This is a genomic window from Streptomyces abyssomicinicus (assembly GCF_008974245.1).
Classification (GTDB): domain Bacteria; phylum Actinomycetota; class Actinomycetes; order Streptomycetales; family Streptomycetaceae; genus Streptomyces; species Streptomyces abyssomicinicus.
The window spans coordinates 758,109-782,782 of sequence record NZ_BBZI01000006.1 but is presented as its reverse complement, the minus strand read 5'-3'; the positions used below and the strand labels follow the sequence as shown (position 1 = coordinate 782,782).

The 24,674-nt window shown below is 73.8% G+C and carries 20 protein-coding genes; 18 read left to right on the top strand and 2 right to left on the bottom strand.

Going from position 1 to position 24,674, the window contains the following annotated elements; genetic code table 11:
• Positions 1 to 7 precede the first annotated feature (7 nt).
• Positions 8 to 2,461: a glycoside hydrolase domain-containing protein gene (locus tag GBN72_RS10905; RefSeq protein ID WP_218042041.1), complete on the top strand. Its 2,454-nt coding sequence runs from the start codon at positions 8 to 10 to the stop codon at positions 2,459 to 2,461.
• Positions 2,458 to 3,117, top strand: a complete 660-nt coding sequence (locus GBN72_RS10900; protein WP_151771503.1) for a hypothetical protein — start codon at positions 2,458 to 2,460, stop codon at positions 3,115 to 3,117. Before GBN72_RS10905 ends, GBN72_RS10900 begins: the two co-directional genes overlap by 4 nt.
• A gap of 41 nt (positions 3,118 to 3,158) precedes the next feature.
• Here GBN72_RS10900 and GBN72_RS10895 read toward each other — a convergent pair whose 3' ends face one another.
• Positions 3,159 to 4,172 carry a helix-turn-helix domain-containing protein gene (locus tag GBN72_RS10895; protein ID WP_151771502.1) on the bottom strand — a complete coding sequence of 338 codons (1,014 nt, stop codon included), beginning with the start codon at positions 4,170 to 4,172 and terminating at the stop codon, positions 3,159 to 3,161.
• A 139-nt stretch (positions 4,173 to 4,311) separates the two neighbouring features.
• Between GBN72_RS10895 and GBN72_RS35180 the strand changes: the two genes are divergently transcribed.
• The 11 genes from GBN72_RS35180 (at position 4,312) to GBN72_RS10830 (ending at position 17,424) form a co-directional block, all read left to right on the top strand.
• Positions 4,312 to 6,729, top strand: coding sequence for an AfsR/SARP family transcriptional regulator (locus GBN72_RS35180; protein WP_246212413.1), 2,418 nt, complete (start codon positions 4,312 to 4,314; stop codon positions 6,727 to 6,729).
• Between the two features lie 543 nt (positions 6,730 to 7,272).
• Positions 7,273 to 8,340, top strand: coding sequence for an SMP-30/gluconolactonase/LRE family protein (locus GBN72_RS10880; RefSeq protein WP_246212412.1), 1,068 nt, complete (start codon positions 7,273 to 7,275; stop codon positions 8,338 to 8,340).
• On the top strand, positions 8,337 to 9,788 hold the full coding sequence (locus tag GBN72_RS10875; RefSeq protein WP_151771501.1) for an MFS transporter: 1,452 nt from the start codon (positions 8,337 to 8,339) through the stop codon (positions 9,786 to 9,788). The genes GBN72_RS10880 and GBN72_RS10875 overlap by 4 nt, the downstream gene beginning before the upstream one ends.
• Before the next feature lie 46 nt (positions 9,789 to 9,834).
• Positions 9,835 to 10,845: an AfsA-related hotdog domain-containing protein gene (locus GBN72_RS10870; RefSeq protein WP_151771500.1), complete on the top strand. Its 1,011-nt coding sequence runs from the start codon at positions 9,835 to 9,837 to the stop codon at positions 10,843 to 10,845.
• Positions 10,846 to 10,854: 9 nt separating this feature from the next.
• A complete protein-coding gene (locus GBN72_RS10865) occupies positions 10,855 to 11,526 on the top strand; it encodes an HAD-IA family hydrolase (protein WP_151771499.1) in 672 nt (223 codons plus the stop codon).
• Between the two features lie 43 nt (positions 11,527 to 11,569).
• On the top strand, positions 11,570 to 12,274 hold the full coding sequence (gene fabG / locus GBN72_RS10860; protein WP_151771498.1) for a 3-oxoacyl-ACP reductase FabG: 705 nt from the start codon (positions 11,570 to 11,572) through the stop codon (positions 12,272 to 12,274).
• A gap of 152 nt (positions 12,275 to 12,426) precedes the next feature.
• Complete coding sequence (locus tag GBN72_RS10855; RefSeq protein ID WP_151771497.1) at positions 12,427 to 12,861, top strand: ester cyclase; 435 nt, start codon at positions 12,427 to 12,429, stop codon at positions 12,859 to 12,861.
• Between the two features lie 203 nt (positions 12,862 to 13,064).
• Complete coding sequence (locus GBN72_RS10850) at positions 13,065 to 13,334, top strand: acyl carrier protein (RefSeq protein ID WP_151771496.1); 270 nt, start codon at positions 13,065 to 13,067, stop codon at positions 13,332 to 13,334.
• Positions 13,327 to 14,550, top strand: coding sequence for a beta-ketoacyl-[acyl-carrier-protein] synthase family protein (locus GBN72_RS10845; protein WP_174887106.1), 1,224 nt, complete (start codon positions 13,327 to 13,329; stop codon positions 14,548 to 14,550). Before GBN72_RS10850 ends, GBN72_RS10845 begins: the two co-directional genes overlap by 8 nt.
• A complete protein-coding gene (locus GBN72_RS34060) occupies positions 14,547 to 15,692 on the top strand; it encodes a beta-ketoacyl synthase N-terminal-like domain-containing protein (RefSeq protein WP_164540542.1) in 1,146 nt (381 codons plus the stop codon). Before GBN72_RS10845 ends, GBN72_RS34060 begins: the two co-directional genes overlap by 4 nt.
• 55 nt (positions 15,693 to 15,747) lie before the next feature.
• A complete protein-coding gene (locus tag GBN72_RS10830; RefSeq protein ID WP_151771494.1) occupies positions 15,748 to 17,424 on the top strand; it encodes a phytoene desaturase family protein in 1,677 nt (558 codons plus the stop codon).
• A 115-nt stretch (positions 17,425 to 17,539) separates the two neighbouring features.
• On the opposite strand, the gene GBN72_RS10825 is transcribed toward GBN72_RS10830, so the two are convergent.
• Positions 17,540 to 18,310: an SDR family NAD(P)-dependent oxidoreductase gene (locus tag GBN72_RS10825; RefSeq protein WP_151771493.1), complete on the bottom strand. Its 771-nt coding sequence runs from the start codon at positions 18,308 to 18,310 to the stop codon at positions 17,540 to 17,542.
• Positions 18,311 to 18,597: 287 nt separating this feature from the next.
• Between GBN72_RS10825 and GBN72_RS10820 the strand changes: the two genes are divergently transcribed.
• The 5 genes from GBN72_RS10820 (at position 18,598) to GBN72_RS10795 (ending at position 24,611) form a co-directional block, all read left to right on the top strand.
• Positions 18,598 to 19,614, top strand: a complete 1,017-nt coding sequence (locus tag GBN72_RS10820; protein WP_151771492.1) for a Gfo/Idh/MocA family protein — start codon at positions 18,598 to 18,600, stop codon at positions 19,612 to 19,614.
• The gene (locus GBN72_RS10815; RefSeq protein WP_151771491.1) at positions 19,611 to 20,819 is read left to right on the top strand and encodes an ATP-grasp domain-containing protein; all 1,209 of its coding nucleotides are present in this window, start codon (positions 19,611 to 19,613) and stop codon (positions 20,817 to 20,819) included. The genes GBN72_RS10820 and GBN72_RS10815 overlap by 4 nt, the downstream gene beginning before the upstream one ends.
• Positions 20,820 to 21,312: 493 nt before the next feature.
• The gene (locus tag GBN72_RS10805; protein WP_151771489.1) at positions 21,313 to 22,629 is read left to right on the top strand and encodes an ATP-grasp domain-containing protein; all 1,317 of its coding nucleotides are present in this window, start codon (positions 21,313 to 21,315) and stop codon (positions 22,627 to 22,629) included.
• Positions 22,616 to 23,893, top strand: a complete 1,278-nt coding sequence (locus GBN72_RS10800; RefSeq protein WP_151771488.1) for an MFS transporter — start codon at positions 22,616 to 22,618, stop codon at positions 23,891 to 23,893. The genes GBN72_RS10805 and GBN72_RS10800 overlap by 14 nt, the downstream gene beginning before the upstream one ends.
• Before the next feature lie 64 nt (positions 23,894 to 23,957).
• Positions 23,958 to 24,611, top strand: a complete 654-nt coding sequence (locus GBN72_RS10795; RefSeq protein ID WP_151771487.1) for a phosphoribosylanthranilate isomerase — start codon at positions 23,958 to 23,960, stop codon at positions 24,609 to 24,611.
• The last annotated feature ends 63 nt before the right edge of the window (positions 24,612 to 24,674 follow it).

Here is a 24,674-nt window from a genome sequence, read left to right as displayed (position 1 = left end):
GTCCGCCATGAGCGACCCCATGGTGCTGGAGGCCCAGCACTGGGTGAACGACACGTACGGGGAGGTCGACGGCTACGTCGCCTGTGACACGGACGGCTCCACCGGATGGGCCACGGTCCTCAGCCTCACCCAGGCCCTCCAGCACGAGCTCGGGCTCTCACCCGTCGTGCAGAACTTCGGGGAGAACACCCTCAACGCCGTCTACGCCCACCGGCTGCTGCCCACCGCCGAGACCAACAAGAACATCATCCGCATCTACAACTACGCCCTGTGGTGCAAGGGCTACACCGCCGCGCCCCGCGCCGACATGTGGGACACCACCTCCCAGAGTTCGCTGGACGACCTGTACGAGGACATGGGCGTCGCCGGCCACCACAACTGGTGGCTGTGGGCCCGCGTCACCCGTGCGCTGCTGCGCATGGACCAGTTCCGGCTGCTGTCCCGGGGCAGCGGCACGACCCGGGAGATCCAGCAGTACCTGAACAGCACGTATGTGGCCGGATACGTCGTACCCGCGATGGGGCTCGTCCCGTGCGACGGCTACTACGCCCGGGAGACCCAGAAGGGTCTGCTGATGGCCATCCAGTACGAGATCGGGCTGCCCACCTCCACGATCACCGGCTACTTCGGGCCGGGCACCACCACCGCGCTGAAGCAGCACACCGTGGAGAAGGGGGACACGGGCCGGCTCGCCTACCTCTTCAAGGCTGCCTGCTGGTTCAACTCGCCGACGTACGACGGCCTGAGTCCGGTCACCTTTCCCTGGGAGGACGGGCGGGCGGAGCTGACCGCCGCTACCGAGGAGTGGCTGCGGGCGTTCCAGGGCTTCACCCAGAACGCGGTCCACGGCATGGGCACCTTCCAGACCTGGGCGGAGCTGCTCATCTCCAAGGGCGACGAGAGCCGGCCCGGCACCGGGAGCGACACCGCCGAGACGATCACGGCGGCGAAGGCCGCCGCCATGCGCTCCAAGGGCTACTCCGCCGTGGGCCGCTATCTCGACGAGCACCTGCCGCCGGGGGACCAGCACTACATAGGGAAGGCGCTCCGGGAGGGTGAGGCGCAGGTCATCGTCGACTCCGGCCTGAAGTTGATCCCGCTCTTCCAGTACAACGGGACCCAACTGGGCAACTTCACCGAGCCGAAGGGCTACGACCAGGGACTCATCGCCCATTCCAAGGCGAAGGAGCACGGCATCCCGCCGGGCGCCTGCATCTACTTCGCCGTGGACTACGACGCCCAGGACCACGAGATCGGGCAGATCATCTCGTACTTCAAGGGGGTCCGCAGAGGTCTGGGCGAGCGCGGCGCGCACTACCAGTTCGGGGTGTACGGCACCCGGAACGTCTGTTCGCGCGTCTCCGACGCCACGGGCGCGCGCTGGTCGTTCGTCGCGGGGATGTCCTTCGAGTACTCGGGGAACATGGGGTTCCCGCTGCCGGTCAACTGGTCGCTCAACCAGATCTACGAGTTCAACCCGAAGGCCGTCCCGCCCACCGGTTTCACGGACGGGACCATCGCGCCGATGGGGCTGGACAAGAACGTGTGGCGCGACGGGGCCGACCCGGGCGTCTCCCGGCTCCACCTGGACGAGCGGTACCAGGACATGATCCGCCAGGTGCAGTTCGTCCGGAGGATCGAGGCGGCGTACGACGGCTACATGGAGACCCATCCGGGTGTCCCGGAGAGCGCCCGGCGCGACCACGTCCTGTCGTTCTTCCGGCATCTGAAGTACTACGACGGCCAGTGGCCGTACGTACTGCAGCCGATCCCCGTCAGCTGGATCGACCACCTCGGCTCCCAGAACATCACGCTCGACCTCGACTTCCGCTGGCCGAACGATCCGGTGGCGCACACCGCGGTGGACTTCCAGCACCTGATCGCCTCGTGTCAGGGCATGCTGAAGTACTACTCGACCTCCGTCAACACCACCCTGGGCGACGGCACCGGATGGCTCGGTGACCTCATCGCCTTCTACGCGGAGTGGCGCAACGACCACGACCATCTGAGCGGGTCCGAGTTCTGCGACCTGTACTTCGCCAACCCCGGCAGGCCGAGCGCGTTCGGGGAACAGGACCTGCGGGCCGACGCCGACGCGTTCAACCTCGCGAAGCTGCTGCACGTGTCCTCCGACGTGCGGCTGTCGGACGCCCTCGAGTCCTACTACCTGTCCGAGACCCTGGGCGGCAGCGATCTGCGCAAGGTCCACCGCAGGTTCCGGTCCTTCACCGGGGACCGGTTCGGCGGCGAGGACGGCGTCGAAGCGGCGATCAGGGGAGCACTCGAGAACGGCGACGACAACCACTCCAGCATGGTGATGACCATCGGCCGGCTCGTCCTGCTGCGCGATCTGGCGCCCTGGGAACTGCCGTGGAACCTGGGTGACGAACTCGACGGCTTCGTCGACGGGATCACCGGAAGACTGATCGAGCTCGCGAACGCGGAACCGGAGGCGTCGTGATCACCCGCAGAGACGTGCTGACCACGGCCACCGGGCTGGCGGGCGCCGCCGCCCTGACCACCGTGGGCGGCGGGGGCACCGCCCACGCCGCGCCCCGCCCCGGCCGGCGCGGCGCCGCCTCCGCGAACGGATGGCCCATCGACCCCGGGGCGATCACCGAGTTCACCGTCTCCGGTGCCGGCCGTACCGTGGCCCTGCACCGTGACGCGGCGGCCGTGCTGCTGCACGTGGCCCGGCGCTGGCACTACGAGGTGCGGCCGCTGACCGAAGGCACCCACACGGTGACCGGCCACACGACCGACCGCCGGGCGGCGGCGGACCAGGAGTCGGACCACCTGTCCGGTACGGCGATCTGCTTGCACCCCCATGCCTGGCCGGCCGGCGGGGCGGAGAGCATGGGCCGCCGGGAGAAGGTGATCGTCCGGGACATCCTGGCCGACTGCGAAGGGGCCGTCCGGTGGGGCGCTGACATGTCCCCGGCCACGCTCTCCCACTTCCAGATCGACGTGGCGCCGGACAGCGGCCTCTTCGCACGGGTCGCGGCCAAGGTGGGCGGCTGGGAGCGGCATCCCGGCCAGGGGCCCGGCACCGGGGTGGACGTGACGGCTCCCGGCCGCCGGGAGAAGGCGCGGCGCCTCGAGCGGGAACATGCCTGACGAGGGTGCCGCCGGTGACCGCTCACCGGCGGCACCCTCGCTCACGCCGGTCTCCGGCCGGGCGCGGCTCGTCGCGTCGCGGCCCGCAGCATGGCCGCCCCCACCGGCGTGAGGGTGTGCAGGACGATCGGGCCCTGCCGGACGCTGGTGATGAGCCCGGCGTCCCGCAGGGCGGTGGCGTGCCTGCTGGCGGACGACGCCGACACCCCCGCGGCGCGGGCGATCTCGCCGGTCGTGGCGCCGGTGGAGGCGGCGCGCAGGGCGACCGCCCGGGCCCGGCCGAGCAGCGCGGTCAGCGGCTTGTCGGGGTCGTCCCCGGGGACGTGGGACGGCTCGTGGAGCATCGAGTACCAGAGCACGGGCGGCAGGTCCGGATCGGCGAAGGCGACCGGCTCCGCCCAGTTGAAGTACGAGGGGACGAGGGTGAGCCCCCGCCCGTTCAGATACAGGTCCCGGTCCGGCGCCTGGGTGGGGTAGGTGACCTCCAGCACGGGCGGCCGCCAGCGCATCATGGGCCCCAGGCCCGTCAGCAGACCGTCCGTCCCCCCGTGCAGGAGCCCGCGCAGGCGCGCCGCCCGCTCGGCCTCCAGCTTCGTCTGCGTCTCCTCCCGGTACGGGGCGACGACGGCCTCGTGGTAGGCGCGCAGCATCCCGACGAGTTCGGCGCGCGGCGCCGGCTCACCCAGCCGCCGGACCCAGGACGGCGCCCCGACGGTCCGGTCGAGGATGGCCACCTCCCGCAGGACGCGCCGGGGCGGGGTGGCCAGGATCGCCTCGGCGCCCGCGTCGAGGCCCTCCAGGGCGGCGGCCGGCGTCAGGAAGTCCGGAAAGTACTCGGCGCGCGGATACAGGCGCAGCAGGACGTCCCGTACGACGCGCTCCAGCCCGTTCTCCCGTAACCGCTGCCGCGCCATGCGGGTCCAGCCCGCGTACGCCCATGAGCCCTTCCGCGACTGCAGCCGGTGCAGGCTCGCGGCCGTCTCCCAGAGCGGATCGTGCGCCGCGGCGAGCCTGGTGCGGCCCAGGTCGGCGTCACTGAAATGAATGCGGAGCATCGCGTTCTCCCCCGTCGAGCTCAGCCTTTGCACTCAGCCGCAACAGCATGGCCCACGCTCCGCGGTCTCGGCAATCGTGGGTGGGCAGGCATGGTTTTTCGAGCGCCGGCGGGCTGCCGGACCACGGGGGCGAGGGATCGTGAGGGAGTTCCGGCTGCTCGGCAGCATGGAGGCGGACGTCGGCGGCGCGGAGCCGGCGTCCCTGGGGCCGTCGCGGCAGCGGACCGTGCTGGCGGCGCTGCTGGTGGACGCGGGCCGGGTGGTCCCGATCGACGCGCTGGCGGACCGGGTGTGGGGTGACCGGGCACCGCAGCGGGCGCGGGAGACGCTGTACAGCTACGTGTCGCGGCTGCGGCGGGTGCTCGGCGGCGGCGCGGGCCCGGAGCGCGCGGGCGGCGGTTACACGGTCGCCGTCCGTGAACTCGCCGTGGACGTGCACCTGTTCCGTGATCTGCTGCGCCGGGCGTCGGCCGTGGACGACGGGACGGCGGTGGCGTTGTACCGGGAGGCGTTCGCGCTGTGGCGGGGTGAGCCGTTCGCGGGGGTGGACACGCCGTGGTTCAACGCGGCGCGGGAGGGACTGGTCCTCGAGCGGGAGGCCGCGGAGTCGGACTACGTGGAGCGGCGGCTGCGGCTCGGCGACCACGCCGCGCTGCTGCCCCTGCTGTCCGGGCGGTGCGTCGAGCGGCCGCTGGACGAGCGGGTCGCCGGCCAGTACATGCTGGCGCTCCACCGCGCCGGCCGGACCGCCGGCGCGCTCGCCCACTACCGCCTGGTCCGGGCCACGTTCGCCGAGGACCTGGGCATCGATCCTGGGCACGAGCTGCGGGCGCTGCACGCGGCGCTGCTGGCGGGGGAACCCTTGTCACCGACACCGACACCGACACCGACACCGACACCGACACCGACCCCGACCCCGACCCCGACCCCGGCCCCGGCCCCGGCCTCCGTCCCGGCCTCGGCTCCGGCTCCGGCCTCGGCCCCGGTCTCCGCCTCGGTCCCGGCCCCGGTTTCCGCCTCGGCTCCGGCTCCGGCTTTGGCTCCGGCCTCCGTCCCGGTTCCGGTCTCCGCCTTGGCCTCCGCCCCGGCCCCGGTCTCCGCCTCGCCCCCGGCCTCCGTCCCGGCCTCGCCCCCGGCCTCCGTCCCGGCCTCGGTTTCCGCCTCGGCTCCGGCTCCGGCTTTGGCTCCGGCCTCCGTCCCGGTTCCGGTCTCCGCCTTGGCCTCCGCCCCGGCCCCGGTCTCCGCCTCGCCCCCGGCCTCCGTCCCGGCCTCGCCCCCGGCCTCCGTCCCGGCCTCGGCTCCGGCCTCCGTCCCGGCTCCGGTCTCCGCCTCGGTCTCGGCCCCGGCCCCGGCCCCGGTCTCCGCCCCCGCCTCCGCCCCGGCTCCGGCCCTGGTGCCGGTGGCCCCGGCCCCGGGGGTCCCGCACGTGCCGGTTCCGGTGCCGGCGGCCGGGGCCTCCGACTGGGCGGTCCAGTGCCAGCTGCCGATGGGCGTGCCCGGGTTCGTCGGCCGTGCCGACCTGGTGCGGCGCCTGGAGCGGGAGCTGACCGCCGGGGCGGTCACGCCGGTCGTGCTGTGGGGGCCGCCGGGTGTGGGGAAGTCCGCGCTCGCCACCCTGCTGGGGCATCGGCTGCGGGAGGCCTTCCCGGACGGCCAGTGGTACGTGCGGCTGTCGGGCGACGGCGCGCGGCCGCGTGATCCGGGAGAGGTGCTGGGCGCGCTGCTGCGGGCCTCCGGGCAGCGGCCCGGGGACGTCCCCGAGTCGCCGGACGACCGGGCGGCGGCCTTCCGCAGCCGTCTGGCCGGCCGCCGGGTGCTCCTCGTCCTGGACGACGCGGCCCACGCCGAGCAGGTGAGGCCGCTGCTGCCCGGGACGCCGGGGGTCACCGTGCTGGTCACCGGCCGGTCGGACCTGCGGGGCCTGGTGGCGAGCCATGCCGCCCGCACGGTGCTCCTGGACGTGCTCGCCCCGGCCGAGGCCCGCGCGGTGCTGGCCGACGCCGTCGGCGCCCGTGAGGTGGCCGACGAGCCGGAGGCGGCCGATCGCGTGGCGGCGCTCTGCGGCCACCTGCCGCTGGCGCTGCGCATCGCCGGCGTCAACATCGCCGCGCGGCCCGTACGGTCGCTGCGCGACCACGCCCGCGACCTCGCCGGTGAGGGGCGGCTCGCCAAGCTGTGCGTACCGGGTGATCCGCGCGTTGCCGTCCGGACCGCCTTCGACCACTCCCACGCCGCGCTGGCGCCGGACGCGGCCCGGCTGTTCGCCCTGCTCGCGTTGCACCCCGGGCCCGACTTCGGCGTCGAGGCGGCGGCCCTGCTGCTCGACGCGCCCGTGGGTGTCGCGTCGCCGCTGCTCGACGCGCTGGTGACCGCGGCGCTCGTGCGGCGGACCGCCGGGGACCGGTTCCGCATTCACGACCTGCTGCGGCTCTACGCGGCCGAGCACTGCGCCGCGGTCCCGGACCGGGACGCCGCCCGGCGGCGGCTGCGCGGCGCGACGGGCCACGGGACGGCGCGAGAGACCGCGGCCGCGCGCCGCGGGGCTCTGGCCCCGTGACCGAGCCCGCTGCGGGTTCCGGACCCGCTCGCCGCTTCGCCTGAGATCCGCCCCCGGCCGTCGCCGTCGCGGTTTCGCCACGGCCGTCGCCGTCGCCGCCACGCCGACGCGGGCCGGACGGACGACGGGTGCGGCGACCGGTCCTGCCGTGGGCGCGGGCACGGGCCTGAGCGCGCTCGTGCGGGCGGGGGCGGCCGCGGCCCGGGCAGGTGCCCGACCGTTCCCCGGGGCGTTCCGCCCGCCCGGGCCGCCGCCGTCCGTCCGCCGCCGCTGACCAGGGGTTCCCGCCGTCGTGGGGGGCCGCGGCGCTCCGGTGATGCCTCCAAGGAGGCATTCCGGTACGCCCTAGGTGGCCTGGGGAAACGCCGGCAGCCCGCCTAGATTCGGATGTGCCCCTCAACTGGGCATCACTGCCGCTGAGTTGCCGTTCGAGTTCCGCCGATGCAACGACCGTGGAACCCGTCGGTCGGGCTTATGTGAATTCGGTATCACCCCGGATCACCCCCCGCATTCCCGACCACATTCCCCGACGAAAGGAAAGCAGTGTCCCGCACCCTGTCGATACGAACCGCCGTCGCCTCAGCGGCCGTACTCGCGGCCGTCGTACCCGTCGCGCTGCCGGCCGCCGCCGCCCCGGCGCAGCCGTCCCGCGCCGCCGCAGGCCATTACCTGGGCCCGGACGTGATCGAGACCCACGCGGCCGACGTGTACCCGGAAGGCTTCGCCTGGGACCCCACCCGCCGTGCCTTCATCGCCACCTCCGCCCTCTCGGGCGACCTGTCGGTCATCGAGCTGGACGGCACCGTCACCGAACTCGCCCCCAGCATCGGCATGGTGTCGACACTCGGGGTGCGGGTGGACACCGCCCGCAACCGCATCATCGTCGCCTACAGCGACTTCTGGATCCGCCAGCGCCTGGAGGTCGGCGACCAGCCGCCCACGTCCGGGGTGGCCATCTTCGCCCTCGACACGGGCGAGCTCCAGCGCCGCGTCGACCTCTCCGGAGGGCGGGAGCGGACCTTCGCCAACGACCTGACCTTCGACGACAAGGGCAACATCTACGTCACGGACTCCGTGTCGGACACGCTGCAGCGGATCGACCGCCGCGGGCGGGTCAGCACCGTGGTGAGCGACCCCCGCTTCGCCGCCGACATCGTCGGCCTGAACGGCATCGTCTGGCACCCCGACGGCTACCTGCTCGCCCTGCGCTACGACACCGGGACCATGTACCGCATCAAGCCCGACGCCCCCTACGGCCGTCGGGTGACCGAGGTCCGGCTGCCGCGGCCGATGGTCGGCACGGACGGCCTCCAGCTGCGTCCGGACGGCTCCGTGGTCGTCGTCACCAACTCCATCGGCGAGGCGGTCGGCGTGCCGGGCGGGGTGGACGGCGTCTCGGTCCTCTCCTCCCGGGACGGCTGGCGCAGCGCCACTCTCCGCAGCCAGGTCCAGCCGTGGCCGGTCGGCGGCCCCACGACCGTGGCGCTCACGCCGTACGGCGACTACGTGCTCAGCGGTCAGGTCGGTGAGGTCCTGGCCGGACGCACCTCCGACCTGATCGTCCTCCGCCGCCTCCCCGGCGCCACCTCCAGCAAGGAGAGCAACCGATGACCACCGCGACCACCACCAAGGGATCCACCTCGGTGTGGGCGTTGATCGCGACGTCCCTGCCGATGTTCATGGTCTCGCTGGACAACCTCGTCGTCACCAACGCGCTGCCGGCGATCAGCGAGCAGTTCGAGGTCAAGCAGTCCGCGCTCCAGTGGGTGATGAACGGCTACGTGCTGGCCTTCGCCGGCCTGCTGCTGGCCGGCGCCGCCCTCGGTGACCGCTTCGGCCGGCGCCGGGTGTTCCTCGGCGGTGTCGTCCTGTTCACCGCGTCCTCCGTGGCCTGCGCCCTGGCCGACTCCGTCGGCACGCTGGTCGCCGCGCGGATCCTGCAGGGCGCGGGCGCCGCGGCGATCCTGCCGGTCTCGCTCACCCTGGCCGTCGCCGCCGTCTCCCGGGCCCAGCGCAACATGGCCGTCGGGGTGTGGGGCGGGGTCAACGGCCTCGGCATCGCCTTCGGGCCGCTCGCGGGCGGCCTGGTGACCGAGCAGATCGACTGGAGCTGGATCTTCTGGATCAACGTGCCGGTCGGCGTGATCGCCCTGCCGCTCGCCCTGTGGGCGGTCAAGGAGAGCCGGGGCAACGAGCGCGAACTGAACGTCGTCAGCATGCTGCTGGTCACCGGCTCGGTCGTCGCCGCCGTCTGGGGCATCGTCTCGGCCGCCGACCACGGCTGGACCCGCACCGGCACCCTGGTCGGTCTCGGGGCGGCGCTGGTGCTGGCGGTGGCGTTCGTCGTCTCCGAGCGCGCCAGCCAGGCCCCGCTGATCCCGACGCACATGTACCGCGTGCCGGCGTTCGTGCTGAGCAACGTGGTGTCGATCACGATGTACTTCGGCGTCTTCGGGTCGATCTTCTTCCTGACGCAGTTCCTGCAGGGCCCGATGGGCTACTCGCCCTTCGAGGCCGGACTGCGGACCCTCCCGTGGACCATCGCCCCGATGATCGTGGTGCCCGTCGCCACCCAGTTCGTCGACCGCATCGGCGGCGGGATCCTGCAGGCCGCGGGCTGTGCCCTCCAGGGCATCGGCCTGGGCTGGATCGCCTTCATCCTGACCCCCGACGTCGGCTACGGCGCCATGGTCCCGGCGCTCGCCCTGGCGGGCATCGGCATGGGCCTGGTCTTCGCCGGCAACCCCGCCACGGTGATCGCCTCGGTGCGGGAGAACGAGCACAACAAGGCCTCCGGCGCCAACAACACCAGCCGCGAGTTCGGCGGCGCGCTCGGTGTCGCCGCCCTCACCACCGTCTTCAGCCACCGCTTCGCCGGCAACGACGGCGGCCCGGAGGCGGCGTTCACCGACGGCCTCGAGGGCGCGCTGTGGATCGGCGTGGCCGTGGTGATGCTCGGCGCGGTGAGCGGACTGTTCATCCGGCACCGCTCGACCCAGGCCGGCGAGGGCGACGAAGGCGTCGTCGAGCCGAAGCCGGTGGCCGTCCCGGCCGTGTGACCGGCTCACGGCACAGCACCTCGACAACTGGTCCGGAGGGAAACTGATGTCCACACAGGTACTGGAGGACGCCTCCGCGTCCGTGGTCCCCGCGGTCGAGTACGGGCGCACCATCGAACGGTCCCTCGCGCACCGGTCCGCGATCTCCGAGGTCTTCGTGACCGACGTGCGGACCGTGCGGCCGATGGCGGTGACCGCCGGGATCCACCTGCCGCTGACCCACCTCTACTACAGCGACCACCAGGAGCAGCCCCGGCTGCACGACTCGCTGCTGCTGCTGGAGGCGGGCCGGCAGGCCGCGATCGCCGGATCCCACACCAACGCCGGAGTCCCGGTCGGGACCATGGCCATCGTCCACGGCTTCCGGTTCTCGCTGCGGAACCTGGACGCGCTGCGGATCGGCGGCGAGGCGGGCGAGCCCCGCATCGACACCGACTTCTACGGGAAGACCGCCCGGCACAACGGGCGGTACCGCAAGGGCCGGCTGGAGCAGCGGATCTACATGGGGGACGTGCACGTCGGCGACCACACCATGGACGTCCTTTTCCTGAAGGGCGACGAGAACGAGATCCTGCGCCACTCCCAGCGGGGCACGCCCGCACCGCTGAGCTCGGACCTCACCGAGGTGCCCGGCGCTCCCACCCGGGTCGACCCGGCCCGGGTGGGGCGCGCCAACCCGCTGAACGTCGTCCTCGCCGCACCGGAGTTCGACGGGGAGACCGTCACGGCGGTGGTCGCGCCCCGCCTGGACAACCCGGCGCTGTTCGACCACGCCTACGACCACCTGCCGGCCATGACGCTGGTCGAGGGGGCGCGCCAGCTGGCGCTGCTCGCCGTGGGCGCCGCGACCGGTTCCGCCTCGCCCGGCTACGCCGGCGGGTACGAGGGCAGCTTCCACCGCTTCGCCGAACTGGACGTGCCGTTGACGGCGACGGCGCACCGCACCCGCGAGGACGACGGCCGGCACGCCGTGCGGGTCCGCTTCCGGCAGGACGACCAGGAGATCGCGGAGCTCACCGTCACCGTCGTCGACGCCGCCCGTCCCAACGGATCGTGAGGATCTGACATGAGCGAGAACACAGCGACCCGGTGGGCCGTCTGGTCCGACTTCGGCGGCGTCCTCACCCCTCCGCTGAGCCACACCATGGCGACGTTCTGCGCGTCGACCGGCGTGGACCAGCGGATCCTGCTGCGGGCCGTGGCCACGGTCACGGCCCGGTACGGGACCGACGACATCATGGAGCCGATCGACACCCCGCTGGTCGGCGAGGAGGAATGGCTCCGCGAGATCGGTGACGTGCTGGAGGCCGAGCACGGCGTCCGGCTCCGCCTCACCACGATGGCGGACGCCTGGTTCGACGGGCGGGAGACCAACCACGCCTGGGCGGCGCAGCTGCGCAAGGCCCGGGACGGCGGGGCGTTCGTCGGGCTGCTGTCCAACATGGTGCCCGCCTGGGACCAGCACTGGCGGCGCATGATCGACTCGGCCGAACTCTTCGACGACGTCCTGCTCTCCTTCGAGGTGGGCCACCGCAAGCCGTCCCCCGGCATGTTCGAGCTCGCCGCCCGGCGGGCGGGCGTCCCCGCGGAACGCTGCGTGCTGGTGGACGACCTCGAGCACAACTGCGCCGGCGCCGAGGCGGCCGGCTGGCGGGCGGTGCTGTTCACCGACGCCGACAGCGCGGGCGCACAGCTCGCCTCCCTCCTGGACCGCGCCGAGGCAGGCGTCCGTCCGTGACATCGCCGCAAGGCCCCCATCGCAACCGCAGAAGGAGGCGCACATGAGTCGCTCCGTCCTCGTCACCGGCGGAAACCGGGGCATCGGGCTCGCCACCGCACGGGCCCTGGCGGCCGAGGGCAACAAGGTCGCCGTGACGTACCGCACCGGGGAGCCGCCGTCCGGCCTCTTCGGAGTCCGGTGCGACGTGACCGACCCCGCCCAGGTCAAGGCCGCCGTCGAGGAGGTGACCATCCAGCAGGGGCCGGTGGAGATCCTGGTGTCCAACGCGGGCATCACCCGCGACCAGGTGCTGATCGGCATGCCGGAGGAGGACTTCCGGGACGTGATGGAGACCAACTTCCAGGCCGCCGTCACCGTCACCCGGGAGGTCGTCCCGGCGATGATCAAGGCGCGCTGGGGCCGGCTGATCTACATGTCGTCCATCAACAGCATGTCGGGCGCCCCCGGCCAGACCAACTACGCCTCGGCCAAGGCCGCGATGATCGGCTTCGCCCGGTCGCTCGCCATCGAGGTGGGCCGGCGCAACATCACCGTCAACGTGGTGGCGCCCGGAATGATCGAGACCGACATGGTCCAGGACGTCACCGACGCCCGCCGCCAGGCCGCCCTGGCCCGGACCGCGCTGGCCCGCACCGGAACCCCCGAGGAGGTCGCCGCGGCCGTGCGTTTCCTGGCCGGCGACGACGCCTCCTACGTGACCGCCGGAGTCATCCCGGTCACCGGCGGCCTGGGCGCCGGCCACTGAGCCCGGGACGGCCGGGCGGCGCGCAACGGGAGCGCCGCGGCGCCCGGCCGGTCCCGTACCACCCGACGGTCCGTCACCGCGCCATCCGGCGGCCCGTCCGCACCACCGCCCGAGAGATCAACCCTGTCAACCCACTCTCCAGGAGAGACGCCATGAGCACCGAAGCACTCGACCTCAGCATGAACATGGGCCTGATCTTCAACGACCTGAACGAGGAGGCCGCCCTCACGTACGTCGCCCCCGAGTTCGTCGACCACGAGGCGCAGCCCGGCGTGCCGAACGGCCCGCTCGGCTACCTCGGCACCGCCCGCTGGGTGCACAGCGCCTTCGAGGGCGCCACGTGGGAGCACCTGGACAGCTTCTCCGAGGGCGACCGCGCCGTGCTGCGGCTGCGCTTCACCGGCAAGCACACCGGCGACTTCCTGGGCATCGCCCCCACCCAGCGCCAGGTGGACGTCGAGCAGACCCACATCTACCGCATCGAGGACGGCAAGGTCGTCGAGCACTGGGGCTTCCGCCAGGACTTGCTGATGCTCACCCAGCTCGGCGCCATAGCCCTCACGCCGCCGACCCCGGCCGCCGCCTGACCCTCCGGATCCCCCCCACCTCGAGGCGCCCTCACCTCGAGGTCCCTCACCCCGAGGTCCCTCCGCACCAAGACCCCCACACCCAAGCCCCCCCACATCAAGGTCCCCCGGCCCGGGGTCCCCACGCCCCGGGCCCCCTCCGCACCACAACCACTGGAACCACGCCACTCCGGAACCACACCACTCACCGAAAAGGACGCATCATGACCGTGCAGAGCCTGGAACTCGACTCCGACCTGCGCCTGAGGGTCGTCGACATCGTCAACGAGGAGCTGGAGCTGGAGGAGGGTGAGCTGACCGAGGACGGTCACTTCATCGAGGACTACGACAGCGACTCCCTCACCCTGATCACCGTCGTCTCCCGAATAGAGAAGGAACTCGGCTACGTCCTGCCCAAGGAGGAGCTCGAGTCCCTGACCACGCTGCGGGTGCTGCTGGCGGCCGTCGCGGGATGCGCAGCGCAGAATGCCTGAGACGCCCGTGCGCCGAGTCGTCATCACGGGGCTCGGAGCGGTCAGCCCGGTCGGTATCGGCGTGAAGGACTTCGCCGATGCCGTCCGGGCGGGCCGGGTCGGCATCGGGCCGGTTCGCAGCTTCGACGCCACTCCGTTCCCCAGCCGCAAGGCCGCCGAGGTGGCCGGCTTCGAGCCGGCCGCCGTGCTGCGCAACCTCGACCCCGACCGGTGGGGACGCAGCGCGCTCCTCGCCGCCGCGGCCTCCCGCCTGGCCGTCGAGGACTCCGGGATCGACGCGCGGGAGCTCCGCGCCGGCCGGTCCGGTTCCATCATGGGCACCACCAGCGGCGAGTCCGCGGTGGCCCAGAGCCTGGGCGGCCAGTGGGTCACCCAGGGGCTCAAGGGCCTGGAGCCGCGCCTGGTCGGGCAGATGCCCGCAGGACAGATCGCCGGCGCCGTCAACGCCGAACTCGGGCTGAGCGGCGACGCCCAGACCATCCCCACCGCCTGCTCGGCCAGCAACTACGCGCTGGGGTACGCCTTCGACATGGTCCGCTCCGGCGAGGCCGACCTCATGCTGGCCGGCGGCGCCGACTCGGTGAACCGCCTCACCCACGCCGGGTTCTACGCCCTGGGCGCGATGGCGAAGGACCTGCCGCAGCCGTTCGACGCGGGCCGCTCGGGCATCGTCACCGGCGAGGGCGGAGCGGCGCTGCTGCTGGAGCCGCTCGACCACGCCCTGGCGCGCGGCGCCCGGATCTACGCCGAGGTGCTCGGGTACGCCGCCAACTGCGACGCCGCCCACATGGTGCACCCGGACGCGACCAGCATCGCCGCCTGCATCCGGGCGGCCCACCGCGACGCCGGGGTCACCCCGGAGCAGATCGACTACATCTGCGCCCACGGCACCGGCACGCCGACCAACGACTCCACCGAGATCCGGGCCGTGCGCCAGGTTTTCGGGGACCGGCTGCCGCCCATCAGCTCCATCAAGTCGATGCTCGGCCACACCATGGGCGCGGCCAGCGGCTTCGGCGCCATCGCCTGCTGCACCGCCCTCGAGCAGGACTTCCTGCCGCCCACCGCGAACCTCGTCGAGACCGACCCCGAGCTGGGTCCCGGTGTGGACTGCGTGCCGGGCCGCGGCCGCGACGCCCGGGTCGACATCGTGCAGAACCACGGGTTCGCCTTCGGCGGCAACAACGTCATCACCATCCTCGGGAGGTATTCGTGACCACGGCCGCGCCCGTGCAGTCCCTGCCCGCGCAGTCGGCGCCGGTGCAGCCGCTGGCGGTGGTCGGCGTCGGAGTGGTCTCCAGCGCCGGTCACGGGCTGGCACCCCTGGCCGCGCTGCTGGACGGGGACACCGCGCCGGACCCCGCCGTCGAGGGCGACCCGGCGTACCCGCCCCGGCCCGTCCGGCCCGTGCCCGGGTTCCGGGCCGCCGACCACCTGGGGCGCAAGGGCACCAAGAACCTCGACCGGCTGGCCGGGCTCGGCCTGGTCGCCTGCATGGAGGCGCTCGAGGCGGCGGGCCCGGCCCCGGCCGGCCTCGACCCGGAGCGCACCGGTGTGGTGCTGGCCACCAACACCGGCAGCATCGCCGGCTACTCCGACCTGCTGTACGAGACGCTCACCCTGGAGAAGCCCTACCTCATCAACCCCGGCAAGTTCTCCAACAGCGTGATGAACTGCAGCGCCGGGCAGATGGCCATCCGCTACGGCTTCAAGGGCCTGAACGCCACGGTGGCCGGCGGCCGCAGCGCCGGCCTCTACGCCTTCCGGCACGCCCGCCTGGCCATGGCCACCGGGCGCGCCGACCGGCTGCTGGTCGGCGGGGCGGAGGAGCTCAGCGCCCCGGCGGCCTGGGCCTGGCACCACGCGGGCACGCTGCGGGAGGGCGCCCCGGTCGGCGAGGGCAGCGCCGTCTTCGTCGTCTCACGCGCCCCCGAGGAGCACGCCCTGGTCGACCTGCTGGCCTGCGAGGTCGGCTACCACGGCTGGACCGGCACCACCGGCGGGGCCGCGGAGCGCCGGGCGCCGTCGCAGGTGCTGGCCGACGCCGTCACCCGGGCCCTGGAGCGCAGCGGGGTGCGCGCCGAGGACGTGGAGACCGTGTCGCTGAGCGCCGGACACCACATCGGTCTGGACCGGATCGAGGAACGCGCCGTCCACCTCGCCCTCGGCCGGGTGCCGGAGCGGGTGCGGGTGGCCGACGTGCTCGGCGAGACCTACAGCGCCGCCGGCGCCCTCCAGCTGGCCGCGCTCCTCGCCCACTGGCGGAGCCGGCCGTCCGGGACGCCCCGGATCGGCCTGGTCACCTCGGTCGGCCACGACGGCAACGCCGGCGCGCTGGTCGTGCGCGGCCGGGCCTGACGACGCCGCCGCGGACGGCGTGCGCCCGACGTACTACGAGAACAGGACGGACCGCATGGTGAAGCAGGAAGAGTGGGACGCCGTCGTCGTCGGCAGCGGCATGGGCGGCCTGGTGTGCGCGGCGTACCTGGCCGTCAGTGGCCGCCGCGTCCTGGTACTGGAACAGCACGACGTGGCGGGCGGCAACAGCCACGTCTTCCGCCGCCGGCGCGCCTACGAGTTCGACGTGGGCGTCCACTACCTGGGCGACTGCGGCCCGGACGGGGTGTTGCCGGCGATCTTCTCGGGCCTGGGCCTCGACGGCCGGGTGACCTACCGGGAGATGGACCGCGGCGGCTTCGACCGGATCGCGCTGCCCGGCCTCACGGTCGACGTGCCGGTGGGGTGGGAGGCGTACACCGGCCGGCTGACCGCGGCCCTGCCCGGGGAGGCGGAGGCGCTGGCCCGGTTCACCGGGATCTGCGCCGCCGTCGCCGGGGAGACCCGGTCGCTGCTGCTGTCCGGGAGCGAGCTGTCGGTGTCCGACCTGATGGCCCGCACACCGGTCAGCGCGCAGTGGGGGCGGCGCACCCTCGGCGAGCTCTTCGACCACTGCGGCCTGTCGCCGCGGGCGCGGACCGTGCTGGCCGCGCAGTCGCCCAACTACGGGATGGGGCCGCGCCAGGCCACCGTCGCCACCCACGCGGCCGTCACCGACCACTACCTGCGGGGCGCCTACTACCCCGAGGGCGGCGGCCAGGTCCTCGCCGCGGCACTCGTCGAGGCGCTGGAGGCGCACGGCGGCCAGCTGCGCACGAAGAGCAGGGTGGAGCGCGTCCTCGTGGAGGACGGCAGGGCCACCGGCGTCGCGATGCGGGACGGCGACGTCCACCGCGCCCCCCTGGTGGTGTCGAACGCGGACTACTCACGGACCGTGCTCGACCTGGTGGGCGAGGAGCACTTCGGCCGCCGGGTGGTCTCCCGGACCCGGCAGGCGGAGATGGCGTACCCGCTGGCCACGCTCTACATCGCGCTCGACACCGAGCTGCCCGAACGCCCCAACGCCAACCTGTGGTGGTACCGGGACGCCGACATCGAGGGCTACTACGAACAGCTGGCGAAGGAGAGCATCGACCCGGTGCCGTTCCTGTTCGTGTCGTTCGCCTCGCTGAAGGACCCGGAGGCCCGCGCGGTCTGCCCGCCGGGTCACAGCAACTTCCAGGTGATGACACTGTGCCCGCCCTCCTACGACTACTGGGGGGTGCGCGAGGGACCGGCGGCCGGCGAGCGGTACCGGCGCAACCAGGGCTACCAGGAACGCAAGGCCGCGCTGACCGAGTCGATGCTCGCCGCGGCGGAGGAGGCCCTCGGCCCGTTCCGCCGACACATCGTGCACCTGGAGACCGCCACCCCGATCACCCACGAGCGCTACACGCTGGCGACCGGCGGCACGCCGTACGGGCTGGCCCGGTGGGGAGGCACGGGAAGCCGTCCCGACACCCGCACCACCATCGAGGGCCTGCACGTGGTGGGCACCAACACCCGCTACGGCACCGGCATCACCGGATCGGCGGTCGGCGGCATGGCCTGCGCCTCGCAGATCCTGGACCGCGGCCTGCTGGCCGAGGTGCACCGGGGCGCCCGGTTCGGCGACCCTGACCTGCTGCCCGCCCGCGACGCGGACTGGGACCCGCTGGCGGTCTCCCGCGGCGCCGGCCGCCGCAGTGCCCGCGGTCTGGCCCGCATCGGCTGACCCGGCCGCGCCGGACGACAGGAAGGGCCCCGTACCCGGAGGTACGGGGCCCTTCCCGTGTGCGGCCCCGCCACCGGTGAGGAGGACCGCGGTGGCAGGGCCCGTCGGGAGCCGGCTACTTGGGGCGGCCCAGGCCGAGCTGGCCCGCCCAGCCGCCGTCCACGCGCAGCAGTTCGCCGGTGATGTACGAGGAGTCCGGGCCGGCCAGGAAGGACACCGCCCCGGCGACCTGCTCGGGCGTCGCGAACTCGCGCAGCGGGAGCTGGCGCTTGATGCTCCGGCCGCCGTCCTTCTCGAGCAGGCCGCCGATCAGCTCGGTGGCCGTGAAGCCGGCGAGGACCGCGTTGACGCGGACCTCGAAGCGGGCCAGTTCGACGGCCGCGGCCCGGGTGAAGGAGTTGACGGCCCCCTTGGAGGCCGAGTAGTTGGACTGGCCGATCCAGCCGCCCTCGCCCATGACCGACGAGATGTTGACGACCGTGCCGTCGCGCTGCGACATGAAGTGCGGGGCGGCGGCACGGGTGCAGTGGTAGACGCCGCCGACGTTGACCTTGAGCACCTCCCACCAGTCCTCGGGGGACTGGTCCCAGAGGAAGCCGTCGCGTGCCACGCCGGCGTTGTTCACCAGGACGTGCAGCCCGCCGAGGCCGCCTATGGTCTCGTCGACCAGCTGCCGCGCCTCGTCGGCGTCGGCCACGTCGGCCCGCAGGGCGACGGCCCGCCCGCCCAGGGCGGTGATCTCCTCGACGGTGCGCTCGGCCTCGTCCTTGCGGGAGCGGTAGTTGACGGCGACCGCGGCGCCGTCGGCGGCGAGACGGAGCGCGATGGCCCGTCCGATGCCGCGGGAGCCGCCGGTGACCAGGGCGACCCGGCCTTCGAGGGTCATCAATCGTCTCCTTATGAGAATGAGAGGGGAAGGCGAAGAGGAATTGCTTTCTCCGAATTCCCCGCGATGCTCCTGGAATACGCCGCACCACCGTAACGGGAATTCCCCGCGGCGGGACGTCCCGGCCCGTGTCACTTCCGCGAATTCCCGTGTCTCCTTCGAGGCATTTCCCGGTCCGGTCGATTTCCAGGTGGACTGCCGGTGGGTGGAGGAAATGGTCTGGCTGCTTTTCGCGGTTCGCTGCGAAAGTCGTTCCAGGACGACATTGAAGGGGAGGCACAGCGACGATGAGCGGGAAAAGGAATGCACCGTCCGTCATCATCGGGTACGGCCGTGCGGGCCGCGATCTGCACCATCGCGCGCTGCGGGACATCGCCGGCGGGAACCCGCCGGTGACCGCCGTCGACCCGCGTCCGGCCGAGGTGCCGGGCGGGCAGTGGGTGCCGGACGTCCGCGGCGCCGTGAGGGCCCTGCGTGCCCTGGGGCACCGGGTGTCCGACGCCGTCTTCCACGTGACGGTGCCGCCGGACGCCCACCGGGACTGCCTGGAGCAGTTGCTGTCGGTCGGGGCGCGGCACTTCATTCTGGAGAAGCCGGTCGCCCCCACCGTGCAGGAGGCCGCCCACCTCGTGGACCTGGCCGAGGTCACCCGTGCCGTGGTGCTGCCGATGAGCGTCTGGCCGAACAGCAGGGTCACCGAGGCGGCCGAGGCGCTGGTCGCCGCGGGACGGATCGGGGAACCGGTCGCGTACCACATGGAGCAGAGCAAGCCGCGGTTCCGCCGCTCGCTGCAGGACCGTGGCCACGCCAGCGCCTTCGAGGTGGAGATGCCGCACCAGATGCTGCTCGCCCTCCACCTGGCCGGGCCCGTCGCCGAGGTCACCGCCTCCCGGGGCTGGGACCTGCCGCTGCCGGCAGGCCGGCTCGCCGGGCTGGGCGGGGCCGAGGTCGAGCTGCGCCACCACGACGGCGCCATTACCACCCTGTACACCGACCTCTCCTCCCCGGTGCGCCGCCGACGGCTGCACGTCCACGGCACCGAGGGCACCCTCGTGGCGGACTACCCGGTCTCCGGCGACGACGACTTCGGACAGGTCCGCATCATCGGCAGCACCGTCCACCGGGTCGTCCAGGACGCCCCGCTGACCCGGTTCGTCGAACAGGCCTACGCCCACTTCCGCGGCGAGGGCCCCGCACCGCACGGCGACCTCGCCCTGCACCTGCGGTCCATGGAGCTCATCGACACCGCCCGCGCCACCGCCTTCCGGGACGCCGGCGCCCCAGCCTCGCGGGAAGCAGCATGACCACCGTCCTGATCATCGAGCCCCAGTCCTCCGGCCTCGAACTGGTGGCCAGGGCCCGGGACCTCGGCCACACCGTCGTCGTCCTGGCCTCCGGCGCCTCCGGCGCCGCCCCCGCCGGGGCCCACCGGGTGGTCACCGCCGACACCGCCGACCGGGCCGCCGCGCTCGAGCGGATCCGCGCCCTGCACGCCGGGACCCCGCTGGACGCCGTCCTGCCCGGCTTCGAGCACTTCGTGCCGCTGGCGGCCCGTGCCGCCGCCGAGCTCGGGCTGCCCGGCATCGACCCGGCGGGCGTGGAACGGCTGCGCCACAAGCACCGGATGCGCCGGGCGGTCGACGCGGCCGGCCTCGACCAGCCCGCCTACCGGACGGTCTCCACCGCGCGGTCCGCGGCCGCCGCCTTCACCGAGCTGGGCCCGGTGTGCGTGGTCAAGCCGGTCGACCAGTCGGGCAGCCTCGACGTGCGCAAGGTCGAATCGGAGCAGGAGGCCCGCGACGCGTTCCGCAGCGCGCTGCGCTCCGGCGCCCGTGCCGGGGCCCGAGGGCCGCGGCTGGTGCTGGTCGAGGAGTACGCCGAGGGGCCGGAGTACAGCGTCGAGGGCTATGTGGAGGACGGGCGGGTGCACGTGCTCGGGATCACCGAGAAGATCCTGGGCGCCGAACCGCACTTCGTCGAGGTGGGGCACATCGTCCCCGCCCAGCTGGCCCCCTCCGCGGCCCGGGAGATCGAGACGTACGTGGCCGGCGTCCTGGACGCCGTCGCCCTGCGCATCGGCCCCTTCCACGCCGAGGTGCGGATGAACCCGCGCGGTCCGCTGCTGATGGAGGTCGCGGCCCGGCTGCCCGGCGACCGGATCCCCGACCTGCTGCGGCTGGCCCGCGGACACGACCTGTACGAGATCATGCTCCGCTGCCACCTCGGCCTGCCCAACCCGGAACCGGCCGCACCCCGCACCGCCGCCCGGGCCGGCATCCGCTACTTCCTGCGGCCCGGACTCGACACCTACCAGGAGTTCCGGGTCGACCCCGCCCTCCGGTCGGACCCGCGGGTGCGCGAGATCGGCGTCCTGCAGCCGCCGGGCAGCGCGCTGGCCGACCCCGGCAGCTCGGCGGGCCGCCTCGGCTACGTGCTGGCCGCGGGCGCGTCCTACCGGGAGACGGCGGGGCTGCTGCAACGCGCCGAGAGCGCCGTGTCCTTCAGCTGATGCCCACCCCGGCCCCCGCCCCCGCCCCCGCCCTCGCCCCGGCCGAGGCCACGGCCCCGGCCAAAGCCCCGGCTCCGGCCAAGGCCAAAGCCTCGGCTCCGGCCAAGGCCAAAGCCTCGGCTCCGGCCAAGGCCAAAGCCCCGGCTCCGGCCAAGGCCAAAGCCCCGGCTCCGGCCAAGGCCAAAGCCCCGGCTCCGGCCAAGGCCAAAGCCCCGGCTCCGGCCACGGCCAAAGCCGCGGCCACGGCCAAAGCCGCGGCCACGGCCAAAGCCGCGGCCACGGCCAAAGCCTCGGCCAAGGCCCCGGCCGCGGCCCAACGGTCCCGGCCGCCGTCAGGCCTGCGCCCCGGCCGCGGTTCCGACCGCAGCCCCGGCCGAGGCCGCGGCCCCGGCTGCCGTCCGGCCGCCGCCCCCGCCCCGGCCCCGCCCCGCGCCCCGGTGTTCCGCCCCGGCGCCCACCGGACCCGAACAGCCCTGACCCACCCGGAGACCCGATGAACCGTCACGTACTGATCATCAACCGCTGGACCAACTCCTACGCCGAGTACCACCGCCACATCGACCACACCGCCGACCGCGTCGCCTACCTCACCACCGCGGAGGGCAGGGCCCCGCTCGATCCCGACCTGGCCGAGGACATCCGCGTGCTGTCCGACCTCGGCGACACCGCGGCCGCCCTGCGGGAGACCGAGCGGCTGATCGCCCGGTACGGCCCGTTCACCCACGTCCTCGCCCTCTCCGAGTTCGACCTCGAGCTGGCGGGCGAGATCCGCGGGCGCTTCCGGATCCCCGGACGCACCCCCGGCGAGGTCGCCGCCGTGCGGGACAAGGTCGTGATGAAGGGCCTGGTCGCCGCGGCCGGACTGCCGGTGCCCGCCTTCGCCCGGACGCCGACCGCCGCCGCCGTGCGGGAGTTCGCCGACCGCCACGGCCACCCCTTCGTCCTCAAGCCCTGCGCCGGCGCCGACAGCCAGGGCGTGCACGTGGTGCGCACCCCCGAACAGCTCGAGCGCCTGCTGGAGGACACCGACCTGAGCGACGCCCAGTGCGAGGAGTTCGTCGACGGGGTCCTCCACCAGGTCGACGGCCTGGTGTCGGGGGGCGTGCTGCTCACCTCGCGCTCCTGGCGCTGCGGCGGCAGCTGCCTCGACTTCGCCACCGGCACCGCCTTCAGCTCGGTCGCCAACGACGACCGGGACTTCGAGCGGCGGGTCACCGTCTTCGCCGAGCGGGTGTGCGAGGCCCTCGGCATCACCGACGACGTCTTCCACCTCGAGGTGTTCCGCACCCCCGAGGACGCCGGCGACGACATCGTCTTCCTGGAGATCGGGGCACGCGCCGGCGGCGGTCAGGTCCGGTACGTGTGGGACGAGGTGTACGGCGTCGACCTGGTCGCCGCCTCCGCGCTGGTGCAGCTCGGCGAGCCCCCGGCCGTCGAGGCGATGGACCTGGACGGCCCGGTCGCCGGCTACCTGATGATGCCCGAGCCGCCGGTGCGGCCCGCCGTCGTCCGCTCGGTGACCTCGCTGGTGGACCGGGTGCCCGGGATGTACGCCGAGACGCTGCCGCCGCCCGGCGCGGTGCTCAGCGGCAACGGCGGCGCGGTGCACACCGCCGGCACCTTCCGCTACCGGGGCGACAGCTCCGAAGAGGTCCGGGCGGCGATCCGGCGGACGCTGGCCGCCTACCGGCTCGACTGGCACCCGCTCGCCGCCGACGCCCCGCCCGCCCCGCCCGCCCAGCCCGCCCCGCCGGTCATGCCCGCCCCGCCCGTCCCGGCCGTGGAGGAGGTGGCACGTGTCCGCCTCTGAGCTGCTCGACGCGCCACCGGGCGCACCGGAGCCGAAGCGCCCCCGCGGGCTGTGGCACCACCGCGACTTCCGCAGGCTGTGGGCCGGCCAGACGGCCGCGCTGCTCGGCTCCCGGGTCACCGAACTGGCCCTGCCGATCACCGCGATCGTGCTGCTCGACGCCGGCGCCGCCGAGCTGGGACTGCTCAACAGCGCCCAGTACCTCCCCGTGCTGTGCGTGACCCTGTTCGCCGGCGTCCTCGCCGACCGGGTCCGCCGCCGGCCGCTGCTGATCACCGCCAACCTCGGGCGGGCCGTCATCCTCACGGCGGTGCCGCTGCTCGCCTGGCTGGGCGGGCTCGGCATCTGGGCGCTGTGCGCCGTCGCGTTCGCCACCGGCGTGCTCACCGCCGTCTTCGACGTGGCCTACCAGGCGTACCTGCCGTCCCTGGTGTCCAAGGAACGCCTGGTCGAGGGCAACAGCAAGCTGCAGGCCAGCCGCTCCGTCGCGGAGACCGCCGGGCAGGGACTCGGCGGGACGCTGATCCAGGTGCTCACCGCGCCCGTGGCCATCATCGTCGACTGCATCGGCTACCTCTTCGCCACCGGCATGCTGCTGCGCATCCGCACCCCCGAGGCCCGGCCCGAGCGGCCCCCGGGCGGGCGCTCCTCGGTCCGCAAGGACATCGTGGCGGGCCTGCGCATGACCATGAACAGCCGGCTCCTGCGCGTGATCATGTTCCACGCGTCCTGGTACAACCTGCTCTGGGACGTCGTCCTGGTCGTCTTCCCGCTCTACGGCCTCAAGGTGCTGCACCTCGGCCCGGCCGGACTCGGCCTGGTCATCGCGGCGGGCAGCGTCGGCGCGCTCGGCGGAGCCCTGTCCGCCGGACCGCTCGGGACCCGGCTCGGCGTGGGCCGCGCCATGGTCGTCGGCATGACGGTGGCCTCGGCCGCGACGCTGCTGCTGCCGCTCGCGCCCGGCGACGGCAGCGTCCTCGCACACGCGCTGCTGACCGGCGGCTACGTCCTCAACGGCTTCGGCATCGCCGTCTTCAGCATCCACTCGATCACGCTGCGCCAGGCCACCGTGCCCATCGAGCTCATCGGCCGGGTCAGCGCCACCTTCCGGTTCGTCACCTGGGCGGTGATCCCGCTGGGCGGGCTGCTCGGCGGGCTGCTCGCCGCCGCCGTCGGACCGCGCACGGCCCTGACGGTCACCGCGGTCGGCCTGACCGCGGGAGCGCTGGTCTTCCTCTGCTCCCGCACCGCCACCCGGTCGTGAGGGACCGCCCCCGGGCGGCCTGTGCGACCATCGGACCCCTTCCCGATCCAGGAGATGAGGCAACGTGTACGTCAAGGTCTGCGGCCTGAGCCGGCCGGAGGACGTGGAGGCCGCCGTCGCCGCCGGGGCCGACGCGGTCGGCTTCGTCCTCACCCCGAGCCCCCGCCAGGTCGAGCCCGCCGCCGTCCGGGCCCTGGCCGCCCTGGCCGCCCTGGTCCCCGGCTCCGTCGCCACCGTCGCCGTCTTCCGCGGGGAACCGCTGGAGGAGGTGCGCCGGGCCGCCGCCGAGGCCGGCGTCGACACCGTGCAGCTGCACGGCGAGGAGCCGCCCGAGGCGTTCGCCGCGCTGCGCGCCGACGGCTTCCGGCTCGTCCGCGCCACCTCCCCGGCCACCGGGGCCCCGCTGGAGACCGGCGCCTGGGGCGAGGACCTGCTGATCGTCGACTCGCCCAGCCCGGGTTCAGGCGAACGCTGGGACCCGGCCGCGCTCGGCAGCGCGCCCTCCGGCTCCTGGCTGCTCGCCGGCGGACTGGACCCGGACAACGTCACCGAGGCGGTGGCCGGCCTGCGGCCCTGGGGCGTCGACGTCTCCAGCGGCGTGGAGCGCGCCCGCGGGGTCAAGGACCCCGCGCTGATCGAGAAGTTCGTCACGGCGGCCAAGGCGGCCGGTGCGGCCACGGCGGGCGGGACGGGCGGGGCGGCGGGGACCGCCGGGTGAGGCGCCGGGTGACACACGGGGCTGCCTCCAAGAGCCGACCAACTGTCACCTAAGGCGGATTGA